Raw genomic sequence first — 16,668 nt, forward strand, 5'->3', positions numbered from 1 at the left:
ACGTTTTATGGAGGCGTCCTTTTCCTTTACTGTGATACGGTCATTATATTCGTCAATCCCTGGACAGGCAATTCCGTCAGCTTTTGGGCATTATGATTCAGCGGCAACAATCATATCTTCCTCATGCTCAAATCAAAATTGTTAGAACTGAACATAGAAGTATACCCTCTCCCTTTACGAATGAAACTTTAGATACATCATTGGATAATTTAAGTAACACAGATGGTTCAAGAACTATATTCGTTAACAATTTGAAAATTGGGGATAACGTAAAGTTATATTACTTTCGTTTCCTAAAAACTTACAATTATAAAGGAATAGACATTTCAGGGAAATGGTGTAGTGAGGACATGATTCCCTTATGCTATCGCTATTTTATGGGTTATGCCTATATGGATACAAAGACAGGTGAATTGCTTAGATTAGACATTTCTAAGGTATCACCTAAATGAAAGCACGATTTTATTTAGGGGGCGTTAAAATGTACACTTGTTTGGTTTGTGGTTATGATGAGTTAGACATGCCTCAATACACACCTAATGACGAACCAATGTTCAATATTTGTCATTGCTGTGGTTTTCAATCAGGTTTTGATGATGATGCTATAGATGAACCTGTAACAATAGAAAAATATAGGGTTCGCTGGATAAAAGCAGGCGCTATCTGGTTTTCATCTAATCCAAAGCAACCAACGGATTTTAACCTTCAGCTACAGTTAAAAAATATTGATTTAAAGTTGGAGGATACTCAGTAAAAGAGCAATTTGATTTGAAGAAATGAGGTTGTTTACGTGAATCAAGAAGTGTACAAGTATGCCCTGAAATTGTGTGAGCAAGCCCAAACAAAAGGTAAGACAGGAAGAAAATTAACTCAATATGAAATTGATAACCTCAATCTAAAATTAGGGAATATCCTTCCAAATTGGTTAATTAGGTTATATAGTGAAATTCCATTGTGTGGTTTAGAGATGACTATAAACTATGTTAATTCAGAAGATGAAGATGACTACATAGTTATGCAATTTGCTGATGATGCAGGAATTATGAGTGAATCAATAGACTTGTACCCTGGGGTGTTAATTTTGGAAAAGGGTTACATAAATTTTGCTGATGACCTTCTAGGAAGCGGTGACCCAATCTTTATACCAATAAACGATAGCGATAACCCTGCCATATATCAGATTTATCACGATGTGAGTGATGATGGTGATAAGATATTAGCTGAAAAAAGGCTCATTGCAAAAAGTCTATCTGAACTATTTCAGAATGGGAAGATAGACTAAGAAAATAAAACATGGATTTCATTAAACGGGCAGAAGAGTTGAGCAAATAAAGTACTGAAAAATGAACTTTTTGTATGCTATCATAAATCATTATTAGTAGGTAAGGGTTTTTTGGAAAATGATGATGTGTGGAAAGCGGATTCCGAGAAAAAATTTTTCAATGGGATACCCGTAACGGGAGATTTAAGTTTGATATTAAGGAGAATCAACAAATGTCTGAAATTGACTGGCAATATGAACTAGCACAGTTTCTAGGTGGGACTTTTCATCAAGATATGGGTTCAATAGAAAATGCTTTACAAGAATACCTTGGCATCCAAAGTAAAGAATGGTTGGTAATTCATTACACAAGTTGTAGAATGCTATTTGATAGTGATTTGAATCCTCTAGAAAAGGAATCCTTCATAACTCAACATGCGGAAATATATTTTCCGTCAATTAATCTTAGCCCAATTGAATGGTTAGAGCATGTGGCTACGTTAATGAAAAAAAGAATTGAAGAAATTGCTGACTAATATTTTAAAAGTATAGCGAACTGTCGCTAAACTAAACATTCCTGTATAGCCTAAGAAATGGGCTTTGTCAAAAAAGGAGCGTCTCGGTATGATGGGTTTGTCGACGGTACTCAAAATGGATATTATTACTCTTAAAGGCTTCGATAATACATCCTTCATTGAAATTCATTTTGAGGTTTTACACCATTATCCGGAAGAGGATGAAGGAAGTAGAATTCGTGTTACTTTCTACAGGGATAACCTAGTTGAAAGAACTATAGATATGGGTTGGACAAATAGAACTCTCTTTCCCTTCATTAAATTAATGATGAAATTTCCATTAGACAAACCTCATGGTAACTATTATCACTTCGAAAAACATCTTGAATTGCACTGGTTATATGAGTCTAGTACTGATCTATACTTGCTGATCTTTGAAGATCAAGGTAAATTGTTTCCATTAAAAACTAACAAAAGTGAGCTAGTAAAGTTTGGGCATGTACTTGATAATGCAATAAAATCAGCTCCGAGTTCAAGTAGTTATGGAAATCTTGAGTAAATGGTATTCCGTGAAAAATACTAATGTTGTTAGTCCTTACTGAACAATGGTATTAAGATAAAACATGGAATTTATTGAACTGGATGGATAGTATACTAACAAAATATGGTGTCAAATAGCTAACGACTTATGTGAGAGATGAATGAAATATTGTGGTAAAGCGGAGGACATTATTGAATGAAATATTTAACGAAAGAATGGTACGAACTTTGTCAAAAAATGAGCTTTCATTTAGGTTTAGAGGAAGAAAAACAAGCGGAAACATTCTCAGAAGCATATTTTCAACTACTCTATAGTGATGAATTAAACAAATGGCTTCATTTTCAAGAAGAAGTGGTTTTCGTGATGCAAGCGAACGGAACAAATGCGTCTTTCAATAAAGAGAAAGAAACGAAACATTTTCATGATTCGAATATTTTTAATCAAGAGCATTTAAGAGAGTCATTACCAGAAACTATTTTGAATCAGATAGCTGATCTAAGGGTTTTTGCCTTAAATAAAGCAACAAGTGATGTTATAAATGCTGTAGCTCAATTTTGTGAGGATAATAAAAGGGCTGTAGAGACAACAGGTGAAAATTGCAGAAAATATCTTAAAGAAGCCTCATTATTATTGGATAGAGGAATAGTCGAGAATTTCAGTTTTCATGATTGTAAGATTACCAAATCAATTCTGAATGATCAATCCATAACACTACTGCTTGACACCTCTGGTGGTTTTAAAGACATCGACGAAGTGATCTTTGAGAATGTTACGATAATTAAGCAAGATGCTGGATTGGAAAACTCATGGTGATTATATGAGGAAGTATATAAAGTAGATGACAGATATGAGTTTCACATGTTGCTTCAGAGTCAGGATATGGGGTTAATTGACTTTATTGTCTCAGCTGAGCAAGTCTTTTTTAGAAGGTTTGGGTAGGATGTTGTTTAAGTTAACGGGTAACGTTAGTTCAAACAAACCTAGGAGCAGATTACCGTGGCAGCTGCTCCTTTTGTCATTAAGCTATCGGGCAGGATTCTTCAGTATGTATTAATAAATGAATAGTGAATTCCATGTTAAAATAAAATGCATAACTAACCATTAACACCTAGGAGTTGTTCCATGAAAATTTGGGAATTTGCTAACACTAATGATAAATTTGAAAGTATAAATGTTGCTAATCAAAAAGATCTTCAAGTTTTTTTCAATGGTTTTAATGGTGAACCAATGTCTTCAACTTGGAATACTATTCAAATAAAAATTGATGAAAAGGGGATCTCAAGTGATTCACCCTACTTTGGGTCAGGTATCCCAGTAATAAATGAAAGAGCAAAGCTTATTCTTGAAAGTATTATGTCAAACAGCGTGGAGTTACTGCCCTTATCTCTAAAAGGGGAAAATTACTACGCTTTAAATGTTTTAAATTATATTGATTGTATAGATGATGAATTGTCTTCAATAGACCGCTATGATGACGGAACATTTCGGTGTTTTACTAATTACGTATTGAAAGCAGATTCCATCTCAAAAGATAAACATATATTCAAATTTATTGAGAATGGTAAGAAAAGGCGACAGATATATGTTACTGATGATTTTGTTGATTTAGTCAATGAGGCAAAACTTAAGGGATTCGGATTTCACTTATTGTGGAATTCTCAAAAAAGTTAAGCAGAGGGAGTATAATATTTCTTTGATGGGAGATAGATTTTTAAATTTTCCAAAATTAAGTCATTAATCTAACGGGTAACTATAGTGGAGGAGCTTGCCTCGTGGCAGCCCCTTTTTTTGTTCATTCAAGTAACGGGAGTAGAGCGTAGAAGTATGCTACAACGTGGTTTGTTTTATTTGTTCGATGCAATCTTTGATCGTATCGGTGACCACTCTTGGCTCTGAAAATTGAGGGAAATGGCCGCTTTTTTCAGCGGGGATATGTTTGCTGTACTTAGACAATGAAAGAAGTTCCAACTGATGCTCTATTCGCTTTTTACGAACTTCCTCTGGTATCATGCGATTTTCTTTCCCACCTGTAATCACATAAACAGGTATGTCGGGAAAATGATCCATTTCATGGATTTGTTCCACCGTTTTTTTAACAAAATGAACTTCATTGAATTGCTTATGAGAAGATAAGGCATCAAACATCGTGAACAACTTGTTAATTGCTCTTACTACCTTACCTTGATATTTACTAAGGCTTATGTCTTTCGGATGGCTGGATTCTAAAAAGACAATGCCAGCTACTTCGTTCGGGTAATGCCGGGCATATAGATTTGCATATAATCCCCCTAAGGAATGTCCAACAAGCAAAAATGGAGGTTCGAATCCTACTATCTTTAATGCCTCCCGTAACGTTTCGACAATCGTTAGCCCATCTTGGGGTTCGCTTGGCTTATCACTACCCAAAACACCAAAGCGATTATAGGAAAATACAGATGACGACTCCGAAATTTCGGGGAGTATTTTCATCCAACCTTCTAGGGGTCCAGAACCGCCATTAATTAATACGATATTGGGTTTGCCGTTCCCGCTAATATTATATTGTATTTTCCCTTTTGAAGTATTCATTTTAGATATCTCTATTGCCAATGCACGACACCTCACTTTGTTATAATTGCATTCACATTAGTGATACGTTATTAACATTTGCGGGTTCCATTATTCGGGAATTTAGAGTTAGGTGTTGAGGATGATCAGATGTGTCATTCCGATAACCGAGAACGATTGCTCAATAGACATCAGGAGAAGGCTGCCGACAGCATGAAACGGAAGCCTTCTCAGGTAACTGGCAGATTAGTAGAGAAAATATCTCTTTGTGAGATTCCATTATATGTTATTATATAAGCGTGCATTGTGATGGAATAATTTCCAGTAATAGATAACTATTTTATGGGGGATCAGTCAGATGGAGATTACAGTAAATATTACAAGAACAGATTACTGGAAATACAATAAGTATGCTTTATTCAATATACCTAAACTAAGAAACAGATTTATTATCACTAATATATCGTTACCATTCATCGTAATTATTCTTTTGTTGTTATTCAAACTTCCTTTAGTTTTCTCTTTATGTTGGGGGGTCTTTGGAGGAGGTTTAGCATGTATATTCTCATATTTAAGTATGAAAAAAAGAGTGATGAGCATTCCAGATAGTAAAGAAGGAATACTAGGAGAGCGTAGAGTTGAAATAAACGAAATAGGAATACATCAATTAAGTTCAGTATGCCAGAGTAGTTATAAATGGAGCGGAGTTAGAAGTATTAATCAAAATGATGAATATATATTCATATTTGTTGATACAATTATGGCTTATATCATACCGAAGAGGTCGTTTGTAACTGAAAAAGAAAGCTTAGAGTTTTATCATCAAACTCAAATTTATTTTGCAAAGTGCACTTCGTAAACGATTAATGATGGGTACATAATCGGATTTGTGAGTAAATGTTTAAAGATCAAATGTTTTTAACATTACGATAGTTACATCCTAAACATCGAGGCTGCCGCGTGCAGCCTTTTGTGCTAACGGGCAGGATTACACAACGATATGTAGAAAAAGTTATGACTGAAGCTATATAGAGAGGGAATAAATATGATAAAAGGATTATTTGAAACTCATTTATTAATTCGTGATTTGGATATCTCCATCTCGTTTTACGAGTCACTTGGATTGAAGCTAGATGTCCGTTATGAAAATGTAGCTTTTTTATGGATTACAGATGAGAAGAAACATATGCTTGGACTCTGGAAAGTCAAAGAAGAGGATATGCAGAAACGTCATTTCGCTTTCAATGTAAATTTTGAAGATTTAATCCTTGCCCCTCAGTATTTAAGCGAAAGAAGTATTAGAATCAAGCCAGTATTTGGTCGTGGAACCGAAGAGCCGATTGTACATACATGGATGCCTGCCGCTGCATTTTATTTTGATGACCCCGATGGTAACGAGCTTGAATATATTACGATGCTTGAAGATAAACCGATGCAACTTTCATATGTACCTTATTTAAGCGAGTGGTATTTAGAAATTAAAAAAACCGAAGAGAACTTTAACGGGAAACGATAGCACAATAAACCTCATAATCAGGGGCGGTATTGTTTTGGGTAGAAAACAACATTATAATATAGCCTAATATTAAACATGCGTGGAGTCATGGCGTATTGCTGTGACTCTGTTTGATTTGTCTTAATATGCTGTCAGATGCCCCCTACAATTAACGAATTATATTCAAGAGGTACAGGTCATTCGCTGATAATAAAGCGTACAGGCAGCAGAAACGATTCTGGAGTGTCGGGCAACTAGGCTCTGGATGCAATAAGTTCCCTTACGTGCTACCGTTTCGCCCCAAGGGAACATTACAATGTAGTGAACGTCGTAATGCTGACGAGAATAGGAAATTAGCAGAGCAGAGAAAAGAAAAGTGGCAAAGGTGGAAACTTATTCCTTCCTTTGTTGTATTAGTATATAATAGGTAATTTACTTACATATTTTAGGAGGGTTATAATGAATAGTAACCTGAAGCATAACTTAATTGGTGGTGGAATCGCCGCCGTACTTATATTGTCGTTGGTTGCATGGGGATACACTAGCGTAATGGCATCATGGGGCAATTCAGCACCGCAAGCAACGACGCAAGCGGCGCAAACGTCCGCGCCAGTAGTGGAAATGGTCAAGCCAACGTTTGAACCTAATTCAGCGGAAGGAATCGCAATCGCGAAGGTTACAAGCTTACACGCATTTATCAACGAAAAGGTCGGTTACGGCGACATTAAGAATTACAAAAAGGCTAACGCCGAAGCTTGGACAACGATCTTAAACGAAGACGCGTTGAACCCCGACACTTACCGCGCACTTGGTAAAACTCTAGCAAGCGTACAGGGCTTCGAAATTGACGCGGCGAACCTTGCCGACCTTGCTACGATTGCACGCGATATACACGACGATGAAGCCCTTATTTACATCCATCGTGTCTTACATGATCTTGATTATTGGGCGTTTAATGGCGGCGGAAGCAAATCCGACGATCATTGGATGGTTTCGAACACGGTACGAGATGTAGACTTGAATGTTCAACCAATGATGAACTATATTGCAAAGAAAAAACGGGCGGCTTAATTGCTTCCCGTTCTTTTTTTTATAAAGGGTGACATGGTGACAAATGGTTTTGCCGTCTTTCAAGTCGTATACCCCCGTATAAAATGAAAAACCCCCTCTACTTTATTTTCAACGAACAATATGCACCCAAGCGGACTTCTATTTAACGGTGATTTTTCATGGAACACATTAAACTCCCTCGGTGAACTATAGTTGAACTAATATAAATAGGCTGCCGCGTGCAGCCTATTGTGCTAAGGCAGTAAAGTAAAAAAAACATTAATGGAAACTTTTGACATTATCATACGTCTAACTTAATAAACAAAAATAAGTAAATGGGATGGTGTAGAATTTGAAAAAGTTCCTTCTTGGGATGATTTGCGGAATTACCATAAGTGCAACAACAGTTGTATATGCTTCAGACACGATTCAAGCATTTTTGTACCCTGTTAAATATGTATTTAACGGTGAAAATAAAGAAATGGACAGTGATTACCAAACTTTAAATTATAACGGTCATGCATATGTACCTATACGCTTTCTCGCAGAAAATATAGGGGCTACCGTAGAATTTAATAACGATAAGCAACAGATTTCCGTTGATTACGAAACTGCTAATGGTTTAAATCTAAAGGATGGCTGGAATGTTGATTATATCACAGCGGGAAACCTTAAATTGTTTAATGAGGGTAATCATACAAAAATAGTTGGTCAAGTAAAACTAAAAGAAGGAAGCGGAGATGACCTACATGTAGTTTTATATCTAAGATTCTACGATAAAAATGGAATTATAATCGGAAAAGCAAGTGTGAGCAATATTCAAATGAATGGAGGGCAGATTAAAACTTTTGAAGCAATCGGTGAAGGGGATTTTTCCAACTATGCAATAGCTACGTTAGATGCCTCTTATGATAAATCGGGTCCTTCTTCAAAGGGATTCCCGCCTGGAGAGTTAAATGTTAGGGCTGAGAATAATAATATTTCAGTTGGAGACCTTCGGTTAACAAGTTTGGATAGTTTCACAAGAGTAAATGGGCATATATCGATTTCTAAAGAGTTAGATTCAAATGAATATAAGGTATCATTGTCTTTTTATGATGAAACCAACCAGCTAATAGGTACTTGCTTAATTGGAGATGTGGATTGGACAGTATCAGGAGGGGTAGGAACCTTTGAAGCAATAGGTTCGGGTAATTTTACAAAGTATAAAACTGTTAAGCTAACGATAGATCATTTATAAGAATTTAATTGTTCAATTAGTTGAAATTCTAAATACTACAAGATCATATATGTCATATGAACTATAGTTGAGCGCACTATGGATCAGTTTGCGATCAGCGGCTGCTCTATTTTCATTAAGCTAAAGGGCAGATTTGTTTCATTCCCTACGATTAAAACATGGTATTATATGGATATGAATTTGAAGTGTGGAGGACTAAGCAAGGAACTGGGGGGAGATCGGTAATGATAAATAAGGCACGTCTTTCTAATATAATAATTCCATTCTTCATTGCGATAGTAACTATTTCCATTGTAGTTGGAGGCATTATTTTATTAAATATAACGGAGGGAACAACTACACATAAGTTCTTATTGCCAAAAGGGTTTACGGGATGGGTTGAGGTTACATACGAACAACCTGGTTTTCCTGCTTTAAAAAAAGATGGCGGCACTTTAATTTATGAGGTCCCGCCTTCTGGAAAAGTAATGACTTCAAGCAAAAGTGTTTCAGGATCAATGGTTTTATTTTATGTTGAGCAAGATGGTCGACAAGTTAAAGGACCTACAGATGTGCCACTGATCCATAGTCAAGGAACATCTGGAGGAGATCGATTGGTACCTGAGGGCCAAACAGAGAAATTCCCTGAAAAACTTACCTTTTTTGTAGGAACGGAAGAACAATGGCGAGTTGCGATGAAAAACAACCAGTTTCATGAATAGTAGAAGGCCAAAAACCAACTTGTATGTATACAAGACACTCAAACGAGGCTACCGCGAACAGATCAGCGTCCTTCGTTACGCTAACGAGCAGTAGAGCGTGGCGGAAACCAGTTACTTAACATAGAAGTATTGGGCAGTTTAACGAAGCGGAAATTAATAAATTTGCAGAAATGTTTTAATAAAGGAGATTAAAATACTGTAATAGAATATAGCTTGTATCTAGAAAAACAGATGGAGGATACTCTATGAATATAGTTTGGAATTTTCCTGGAGAAATGATTACACGAGAAGATGTAATTAAACTTGAAAAAATGTTATATGTAAAATTACCAGAAGACTATATTGAATGTGTATTAGAAACCAATGGTGGTATACCAGAGCCAAGCCGTTTTGATTTGCAAGGTCGAAAAAGTGAAACACTCGGGGAATTATTACGCATTGATTCAGCGGGTTCAAATGTGTATAAAAAGTTTAAAGGTTCACGTGATGTTCTTCCTGATTCAATTATTCCTTTTGCTATTGATGCTGGTGGTAACTACATCTGTTTTGATTACACAAACGGAAGATTATCGCAACCATCAATTGTGTATTGGGATCATGAAGATTGCTACCCAACGGATGATGTCACTCCAGAACAGTTAAAAACTAAACCACTGGAAGCATGGCAAAGAGAAGCTATTACTCCCGTATGTAATACATTTACTGAACTTTTACAGATGCTGTATTGATGCATAGTTTTATTGCGATGAGATGTATTATTTGAGATGCCATTGAGCTAACGGGAAACGAGAGTTCAATCAATAACATGAAAAGGCAACCATCCCAGTGGATTGGTTGCCTTTTCTCAAGTAACGGGCAGGATAGTTGAATCATTTCACGAATTACTCAAATATGAGTTAAAGAGGGAGAGTATAAAAATGCAAGGGATTGTTTCAGTTATCGTATTATGGCTTGTTGGAGTATTAATTTGTATAGCAATTATTAGGTACGCAATTGATTCATCAAAGACCTCAAAAAAATTTGACGATCTATTACAAGAAGTGCGTATGTTAAGAAAAGAAATTAAGAATCAAAACGATAAGAACCAAAACGATAAGCATCATATAATTGATGAAAGAGTTTAGTACATAATTCGAAGAAGTCCCCACATCTTATAACACCGTATCTACGCCACGGGCTGATGCCCCTGCAACACCTAACCGCTATGCATCATTCCGCTAACGCAGAACGTTAGTTCAGCGCTCCTGGAGCAGTTTGCCGACGCGGCAACTGCTCCTTTTTCATTAAGCTAAAGGGCAGTTTAACGCAACTTCCAAGTAATGGAATCGTATAAAAGTATGACGACAGAGGAGGGAAATTCGTGAAATTAAAATCAAAACTAATTGCATTACAGCTACATGTTTAGTTGGGGCAAGTATATTTTCTATTTCCGCACTAGCTGAAAAAGATGTAGCCTCTCTGAAAGCTCTAGCTAAGGTAGCTAAGGATAAGGAAACTATTGAGCACAAGTTATTGGACGCGATGCCTGACCAAACAAGAGAGGACAAAGATGCAAAAAACCAACAAGGTATTAAAGTTAAGAGTCTCGGTAATGAAACAAGAAAGCTCGAACTAGAAGCTGATCCTGACGATACTGAAAATTTCGCCAAGCAGTTAGATTTAGCCATTGGAGTCTATACAATGGGTGTCAATGAATTTAAGGAAGCTGCGAAAAGATATAACGACGATAAGTATCTCAAAAAGGCAGAAGAATCAGAAAAAATGATTGAACGATTTAAAAAAGGAAGAGAAGAATACCAAAAAAATGAAAAGACCGTACATCAACTCCGTATAGAACTTGATCTTCCTGTACAATAGTTTGTTCTCTCGGCAACTAAGCTAACGGGACACGTTAATTGCGCAGAGCCTTCTTTCGCTAGACAATCACCACTAAAGAATCACAGAAAAAAGCTAAATGCCGAAGCAGTTAGCTTTTTTCTGTGATTCTTCCAATTTCTCCAACAATTCACAAAAATGTTCCATTTCATTGATCTCGTATTGTAGGATGGAGGATAAACTAATAACAGGAGGGATTATTATGCGGACATTGTTTATATTATTCTTGATGATAGTCGCTTTATCAGGCTGCTCAGAAAAAGTTGTTACCGATACTGACACAGTTCCGACTATTCAAAGAGTTCCGGTCAATGCGGATTATAAGATATATTACCATCGTTCCGATAACATGGATCGTGGGCATCATGATTACTATTACGAGGAGCTCGTAGTTGATCCAGCTTATTATAACAATCATGATGTAAAACGGGGAGACGTTGTATATTTAGAGAGTGTAAGAGAGAACAGTACGCTCCCTGAGTTTGATATTTTAAGAGTTGTAGCGCTTTCAGGTGAACAGGTAAGCATTAATGCAGGTCAGTTATATATTAATGGTAAGAAACTTGATACGTTCTATGGAAAAGCACATCGTTTAGGTAACGATACCGAGGAATTAAAACAATTCATGAATAATGAACCAAACAACAGCAATGTGAAAAATGCCTTGGATTTCTTACAAAGCATAAATATAGATGAGATTAAGGTACCCAAAGACCACATATATCTAATTGGTGATGATTGGTTTCGAAGTGTAGACAGTCGGATGTTCGGTTCTACTGAAACGAATAAAATCAAGGGCAAGGTTCTCGGATATATAGAGAGACATAAATGGGAAGCTAGTCCCACCTTTGAAATGGCTTCAGAAGGGCAAAAGGAATCCATCAGACTTCGCGGGGAATTAGGTAAGTTAGCTATTGTTGATATTTCATTAACTGCAGGTAAACCTTATCAAAACTTTTGGTTCTTTTGGGGGAAATCCGATGATTTACGGGGCGAATTCAAAGTGATCGCTGTAAAAAAGGGTGAAGAACAACGCAGGACTGTTTTTTTCGCGGGTGGCTTAAGCGGTACATTTAGATCCGCCGATGCATCTGTTCCGCCTTCGAATATGACCATTCCTACCCCAGGTTTATGGAGGTTGGAGGCATACATTGGGGATAGGTATTTTGGTAGTATTGTAGTTGATGTAAATTAAGCGTAAACATTAACAATCAGATATTTTAATCCATCAACAAGCAGGAAGCTAAGGGCGCCTACTTATTTTTTTTATCAATTAACGGAAGCAGCCGCCCTTCGCTCATCAGGTAGAATGATTACTTTACTTTAATCCAAAAATTAGAAAAAACCTTTGAAATATACATCTAATTTGAAGGGGTATGATTAAGAAGTAGATGCTAGGTATTACAATTGCAGTCTCGGTAGCGGACAATAAAATCCAACACATAAATTTCTACTACCTAAAGAATATACAGGGTGGGTAGAAGTTATATTAGATCAACCTGAATATGCTGCGTTGAAACAGGAAGGGAATTATATTATATATGAAGTTCCTCCCACTGAAAGGGGGCGTACGATGAAGCTAACCCTATATCTCCTACTCGTAGGCTTAGGCACACTGTTATTGTTATATTCCGCACAACCATTATTATTGATGGGTCAAGAGTGGCGTTATGGAAAACTTGTAAAGCATGAATTTAATATGGACCCTATCAGCGTGAATTTTATGGAACTGAACAGAGTGGAAATACTCGGACGGGGCGCACCAATACCAGTAACCAATATTACAGTCAAAAACTATTTGTTTTACGGCAGAGAATATGAACTGATAAAATCTTTAGGCGATTACAATCGAATCATTCAGCAATCAAATTTATCTCCAATAAAATATGCCAGGGAATATGCATGGGAAGGCAATACGATCAGAGTTGAAGATGAATTCCAACCAGGTAATTATGATGAATACAGTCGTGATAATTCAAATATTAATATCAAAATCAACCAAAAGGACTGGACCATAACAAGTTCCGTTGAAGTAAGGCCGAATTTTTTGGATGACAACAGATATCATGGGTATTTTGGAATATTGGCTGTAAAAGAGAAAAGCATAGAAAAGGTTATTATCCTGCAACGTGTCTCAGAAATTCATGTGATCAACAAAGAACATTTAGCATGGCGAATACTTACGATTGAAAAAAACGGCCAAGTCCAAGAAGAACGTTTCACATATAATGAACGAGGTGAGCTTCCCCAAAGGGTTAATTTTATCAATTTAACCCATACTTCAACAGAACCATTGGGGTACCAATCAGAAATTCTACAAGTTTGGCCTTCTTTTTTCTTTCCACTAATTTATCCGTTCGGGACCGCAGCACTTGGAGCAATGTTTGTTTTAATAGGCATGATATCATTATGCATGAGTTTTTTACGGCACCGAAAGTTGTGATAACTGGACTAAAATGATCTGAAGGGAAGGCTTGATTAAGCTAACGTGTAACTATAGTTTAACAACACAAAGGGCACCGATAACAATGATCAGCTGCCTTTTCTCATCTACTGGGCAGGATAGTTAAAATTTCATCTTCCAATATATGGGTTATGAAGGAATGTGAGTTTTATACAAGGGGGAATCATATGCAAAAATTTCAGATTAAAATTTGTCTGTTTGTTTTGACCATTACTATTTTAACTGGATGTACAATTCCATTTCCGACTTCCACGAATACACCGATAACGTCAACTACACCTGCGCCTGTCACAGCTACACCTACAGCAACACCAACAGCAACACCAACACCAACAGAGTCAGAAGGTACACCAATATCAGCCGATGTCAGGCTGCTTGCCTTTGATACATCATACTTCGACCAAGTTATTGCTGCTTACAATAATGCGCCGGCGTTAGTCGATACACAGCCTAATGTGGTGATGATTGAAGGCAACTATCAAAAACTGACATTCGTATACAAACTTACAAGTCCACTCTTAGATGTTCCACAAATGCTTTCAGATGCGGGCTATGGGCCGATTACCGATAGCGCTTTAATCAACATGATTTTTGGCAAAACGGAGAATGATGTTTATGGCCGCTCAAGCGATAACACTCTCATGACATGGTCGGTTGTACATGGCATAGATGACGATCTGACAGTGGTCTACGCGAATTCATCAGATGGAAATTTACCCGACATAAAGGCGGAGCCCAAGGTGAAATATGTGTTTGACCCATCTCTCATCAATAAGGTTGTAAATGTATATAAGGATATAGCGCCGGATTTCAGCATAGCGATTGGAACTCCTCCGAAAAAGATAGTTATTACCTTTATGGATGAGCTGGTGTTTCGCTTCTACGTTAATACTAATAGTAGAGACGCTCATATAAAATCGCTGCAAACCACATTGGAATTGGCAGGATTTTCACCGACAGGCGAATCATTTTTTCAAGGCTATGTATACAAGAAGGGAAAGATTACCGCAAGATATGACTATGGCGATCCAGTGGATGGTGTTTCGGAAATTGGTGTGATCTTGGATGATGTGCCTCGTGGTTAACGAATAAAGGGTAAAAATGATCCATGGTCTTTTAACCGCGCCCCGGTGAGTGCTTTTCAAAGGGAGCGACAATCTATTTCGGATTGATAATGATTACCTCCCAACTTTCGTTGCGCTAACGCAGAACGATAGCACCATGACAACAGGCTGCCAAGGCTATTGGCGGCCTGTTCGGGTATGAGGCTTATTTTTGTGCTTATCCAAAAATGCCTGGGAACCATATTTCGAACATATTTTTGGTATAATATTACAATGATATAGCAAAAAAACATAGGCTTCGATAATATGTTTTACCATTTATCTTTAAACGTTGGAGGGATTAAGCATGCTATTTGCTAGTTATTGTGTCATTTTAAGTGCATACCTCTTCTTTGACAAAGTATTCTCTCACAATCTGATGAACGATAATCTGACCCGTGCCATTAAAATTTGTTTTTTGCTTCTTTTGTTTGTTAACCTTTTATTTCAGTTACGAAAGAGCAGCAAGAGTGATTCTTCTTTAATAAATTTTAGAACTATCCGTGATTTATTACTGTTTTCTGTCCTTTCAGTCTGGTTATATATAGGGATTACCGCTTTGATAAAATGGAAAATTAGATTTAACTTTTAGGACATAAATTTTCGGTGGAGGCTGATACGAATGCGAAAGAGAAGGATTAGAAACGTCCTGGATCCGAAGGTGAGAGTGTTTGTTCTAATTAGGGATAAGCACACTTGAATTTTGCTGTCGTAAGGCTCCGAATGTAGCGCTCCATATTGATCACATTATACCAGTTTCACGCAGAGGAACAGATGATCCAATCAATCTTCAGGTTGTATGTGAGCCTTGCAATATAGGGAATCAGATATTATGATTCCGGATCTAGTAAAACGCGTTAAGAGTTTCTACAAGTTCGCTAAGAGAAAAAGACTAGCTCAAATTCCATCTCCGCCAGAAGATGTGACACACTGGATTGAAAACGGTCGTCAGATGGCTTAATAGATATTTGTTGATCGTTAAGCTAAACGAAGAACGATAGCTTAATAGACAAGAGACCTATAAATAATATGCAGGGGGTAACATACATTTGATTTTCAAAGATGCACAACATGCATGGAATCCAAGTCAACAGGAAATCAGAGCGTGGGCTTATACTAGTGAGAAAATTCCTGAACAGGACTGGGAGTTAGCTGTGAATAGCAATGATAACATTCCGATGATCTGTGAGCTAATTGAGGATGGAAAATGCAAACATACCTCTTTTTTTCTGAGCAGCCTATATGTTTTCACTGGAGATATCGTTAAGAAAGGGGGAAAAGAGGCTGTAATGAACCTTATTGTTCTCATTGAAAGAGCGAAGAAAACAGCAAAATCCCCTCGTTTAATTGACTGGATAGAACGTTCCGAACATTTAATAAACAATCCCAAGGAATATGAATATAAATATTGGGGACTTGGCTCTAAGTACGTTTATTGAAATGTCCATATACTACCTTGTTAGATCAAGTTTTTTTGCACTTGTAGGGATATTCTTGTCGTTTTATTTTACAACAAGAATATCCCTCATAAATGTGCAATATGTGTTGAATTGATGAGAAGGGGAAGATCCGTGAACGGCTATTTCCGCTGCGGGAAGACAAATCGAACAATACCCTTAGCTCCTATGATTGTGGTAACCGCTGCTTTTTAGCCTTATGTTTGACAATTTATTTCCTCCAACCTGTGCTAACGGACACCAATGCAGCCATTTGCTAATACGCAATGAAAATGTATTCTCTATTCGCGTAATAACGAAACTGGAGTCCGTTATTCATGAGATAAGAACGTTTATTGAACATATCGATCGTGAGAACCGTTAATGAGAGTCATTAAATAAATCGCTTATAAGTGTTTGTCTAGGACTAATCCAACTTT

20 protein-coding genes are annotated in these 16,668 nt (G+C 36.9%); 19 read left to right on the forward strand and 1 reads right to left on the reverse strand.

From position 1 onward, the window contains the following. The first annotated feature begins 481 nt into the window (after window positions 1–481). The 6 genes from AC58PQ_RS26205 to AC58PQ_RS26230 all read left to right on the forward strand — a co-directional run bounded on the left by AC58PQ_RS26205 (window position 482) and on the right by AC58PQ_RS26230 (window position 3,988). Window positions 482–754 carry a hypothetical protein gene (locus AC58PQ_RS26205; RefSeq protein ID WP_497246764.1) on the forward strand — a complete coding sequence of 91 codons (273 nt, stop codon included), beginning with the start codon at window positions 482–484 and terminating at the stop codon, window positions 752–754. 36 nt (window positions 755–790) lie between these two features. Continuing rightward, on the forward strand, window positions 791–1,282 hold the full coding sequence (locus tag AC58PQ_RS26210) for a hypothetical protein (RefSeq protein ID WP_497246766.1): 492 nt from the start codon (window positions 791–793) through the stop codon (window positions 1,280–1,282). 212 nt (window positions 1,283–1,494) lie between these two features. Continuing rightward, entirely contained in the window at window positions 1,495–1,797 is a 303-nt protein-coding gene (locus tag AC58PQ_RS26215; protein ID WP_497246768.1) for a contact-dependent growth inhibition system immunity protein, read from the forward strand. Between the two features lie 88 nt (window positions 1,798–1,885). Beyond that, window positions 1,886–2,335 (forward strand): hypothetical protein, encoded by a 450-nt coding sequence (locus AC58PQ_RS26220; protein ID WP_497246770.1) that lies wholly within the window; start codon window positions 1,886–1,888, stop codon window positions 2,333–2,335. Window positions 2,336–2,512: 177 nt separating this feature from the next. Further along, a complete protein-coding gene (locus tag AC58PQ_RS26225; protein ID WP_497246772.1) occupies window positions 2,513–3,130 on the forward strand; it encodes a DUF4085 family protein in 618 nt (205 codons plus the stop codon). 309 nt (window positions 3,131–3,439) lie between these two features. Then, window positions 3,440–3,988, forward strand: a complete 549-nt coding sequence (locus tag AC58PQ_RS26230; RefSeq protein WP_497246774.1) for an imm11 family protein — start codon at window positions 3,440–3,442, stop codon at window positions 3,986–3,988. A gap of 156 nt (window positions 3,989–4,144) precedes the next feature. On the opposite strand, the gene AC58PQ_RS26235 is transcribed toward AC58PQ_RS26230, so the two are convergent. Continuing rightward, window positions 4,145–4,906, reverse strand: coding sequence for an alpha/beta fold hydrolase (locus AC58PQ_RS26235; protein WP_497246776.1), 762 nt, complete (start codon window positions 4,904–4,906; stop codon window positions 4,145–4,147). A 316-nt stretch (window positions 4,907–5,222) separates the two neighbouring features. Here AC58PQ_RS26235 and AC58PQ_RS26240 point away from each other — a divergent pair, with 316 nt between their 5' ends. The 13 genes from AC58PQ_RS26240 to AC58PQ_RS26300 all read left to right on the forward strand — a co-directional run bounded on the left by AC58PQ_RS26240 (window position 5,223) and on the right by AC58PQ_RS26300 (window position 16,231). Further along, window positions 5,223–5,723 carry a YcxB family protein gene (locus tag AC58PQ_RS26240; RefSeq protein ID WP_497246778.1) on the forward strand — a complete coding sequence of 167 codons (501 nt, stop codon included), beginning with the start codon at window positions 5,223–5,225 and terminating at the stop codon, window positions 5,721–5,723. Window positions 5,724–5,909: 186 nt separating this feature from the next. Then, complete coding sequence (locus AC58PQ_RS26245; RefSeq protein WP_497246780.1) at window positions 5,910–6,380, forward strand: VOC family protein; 471 nt, start codon at window positions 5,910–5,912, stop codon at window positions 6,378–6,380. A gap of 438 nt (window positions 6,381–6,818) precedes the next feature. Continuing rightward, window positions 6,819–7,430, forward strand: coding sequence for a hypothetical protein (locus AC58PQ_RS26250; protein ID WP_497246782.1), 612 nt, complete (start codon window positions 6,819–6,821; stop codon window positions 7,428–7,430). Window positions 7,431–7,761: 331 nt separating this feature from the next. Beyond that, on the forward strand, window positions 7,762–8,649 hold the full coding sequence (locus AC58PQ_RS26255; protein WP_497246784.1) for a stalk domain-containing protein: 888 nt from the start codon (window positions 7,762–7,764) through the stop codon (window positions 8,647–8,649). Window positions 8,650–8,873: 224 nt separating this feature from the next. Continuing rightward, window positions 8,874–9,350 (forward strand): DUF6843 domain-containing protein, encoded by a 477-nt coding sequence (locus AC58PQ_RS26260; RefSeq protein WP_497246786.1) that lies wholly within the window; start codon window positions 8,874–8,876, stop codon window positions 9,348–9,350. A gap of 245 nt (window positions 9,351–9,595) precedes the next feature. Continuing rightward, window positions 9,596–10,078 carry an SMI1/KNR4 family protein gene (locus AC58PQ_RS26265; protein ID WP_497246788.1) on the forward strand — a complete coding sequence of 161 codons (483 nt, stop codon included), beginning with the start codon at window positions 9,596–9,598 and terminating at the stop codon, window positions 10,076–10,078. A gap of 189 nt (window positions 10,079–10,267) precedes the next feature. Continuing rightward, window positions 10,268–10,474: a hypothetical protein gene (locus tag AC58PQ_RS26270; protein ID WP_497246790.1), complete on the forward strand. Its 207-nt coding sequence runs from the start codon at window positions 10,268–10,270 to the stop codon at window positions 10,472–10,474. 397 nt (window positions 10,475–10,871) lie between these two features. Next, the gene (locus AC58PQ_RS26275; protein WP_497246792.1) at window positions 10,872–11,207 is read left to right on the forward strand and encodes a hypothetical protein; all 336 of its coding nucleotides are present in this window, start codon (window positions 10,872–10,874) and stop codon (window positions 11,205–11,207) included. A gap of 220 nt (window positions 11,208–11,427) precedes the next feature. Continuing rightward, window positions 11,428–12,420, forward strand: a complete 993-nt coding sequence (gene lepB, locus AC58PQ_RS26280) for a signal peptidase I (RefSeq protein WP_497246794.1) — start codon at window positions 11,428–11,430, stop codon at window positions 12,418–12,420. A 378-nt stretch (window positions 12,421–12,798) separates the two neighbouring features. After that, window positions 12,799–13,668 carry a hypothetical protein gene (locus tag AC58PQ_RS26285; protein ID WP_497246796.1) on the forward strand — a complete coding sequence of 290 codons (870 nt, stop codon included), beginning with the start codon at window positions 12,799–12,801 and terminating at the stop codon, window positions 13,666–13,668. Between the two features lie 188 nt (window positions 13,669–13,856). Continuing rightward, a complete protein-coding gene (locus AC58PQ_RS26290) occupies window positions 13,857–14,774 on the forward strand; it encodes a hypothetical protein (RefSeq protein WP_497246798.1) in 918 nt (305 codons plus the stop codon). 704 nt (window positions 14,775–15,478) lie between these two features. Beyond that, entirely contained in the window at window positions 15,479–15,628 is a 150-nt protein-coding gene (locus AC58PQ_RS26295) for an HNH endonuclease (RefSeq protein ID WP_497246869.1), read from the forward strand. Between the two features lie 213 nt (window positions 15,629–15,841). Next, complete coding sequence (locus AC58PQ_RS26300; protein ID WP_497246800.1) at window positions 15,842–16,231, forward strand: hypothetical protein; 390 nt, start codon at window positions 15,842–15,844, stop codon at window positions 16,229–16,231. Window positions 16,232–16,668: the final 437 nt, after the last annotated feature.

This window comes from Paenibacillus sp. J22P143 (genome assembly GCF_059692035.1).

Excerpts from the sequence above, each read along its gene's own strand:
- AC58PQ_RS26205 (WP_497246764.1), top strand. The coding sequence starts at position 482 with ATGTACACTTGTTTGGTTTGTGGTTATGATGAGTTAGACATGCCTCAA.
- AC58PQ_RS26215 (WP_497246768.1), top strand. The coding sequence starts at position 1,495 with ATGTCTGAAATTGACTGGCAATATGAACTAGCACAGTTTCTAGGTGGG.
- AC58PQ_RS26220 (WP_497246770.1), top strand. The coding sequence starts at position 1,886 with ATGATGGGTTTGTCGACGGTACTCAAAATGGATATTATTACTCTTAAA.
- AC58PQ_RS26225 (WP_497246772.1), top strand. The coding sequence starts at position 2,513 with ATGAAATATTTAACGAAAGAATGGTACGAACTTTGTCAAAAAATGAGC.
- AC58PQ_RS26230 (WP_497246774.1), top strand. The coding sequence starts at position 3,440 with ATGAAAATTTGGGAATTTGCTAACACTAATGATAAATTTGAAAGTATA.
- AC58PQ_RS26240 (WP_497246778.1), top strand. The coding sequence starts at position 5,223 with ATGGAGATTACAGTAAATATTACAAGAACAGATTACTGGAAATACAAT.
- AC58PQ_RS26245 (WP_497246780.1), top strand. The coding sequence starts at position 5,910 with ATGATAAAAGGATTATTTGAAACTCATTTATTAATTCGTGATTTGGAT.
- AC58PQ_RS26250 (WP_497246782.1), top strand. The coding sequence starts at position 6,819 with ATGAATAGTAACCTGAAGCATAACTTAATTGGTGGTGGAATCGCCGCC.
- AC58PQ_RS26260 (WP_497246786.1), top strand. The coding sequence starts at position 8,874 with ATGATAAATAAGGCACGTCTTTCTAATATAATAATTCCATTCTTCATT.
- AC58PQ_RS26265 (WP_497246788.1), top strand. The coding sequence starts at position 9,596 with ATGAATATAGTTTGGAATTTTCCTGGAGAAATGATTACACGAGAAGAT.
- AC58PQ_RS26270 (WP_497246790.1), top strand. The coding sequence starts at position 10,268 with ATGCAAGGGATTGTTTCAGTTATCGTATTATGGCTTGTTGGAGTATTA.
- AC58PQ_RS26275 (WP_497246792.1), top strand. The coding sequence starts at position 10,872 with ATGCCTGACCAAACAAGAGAGGACAAAGATGCAAAAAACCAACAAGGT.
- lepB (WP_497246794.1), top strand. The coding sequence starts at position 11,428 with ATGCGGACATTGTTTATATTATTCTTGATGATAGTCGCTTTATCAGGC.
- AC58PQ_RS26285 (WP_497246796.1), top strand. The coding sequence starts at position 12,799 with ATGAAGCTAACCCTATATCTCCTACTCGTAGGCTTAGGCACACTGTTA.
- AC58PQ_RS26290 (WP_497246798.1), top strand. The coding sequence starts at position 13,857 with ATGCAAAAATTTCAGATTAAAATTTGTCTGTTTGTTTTGACCATTACT.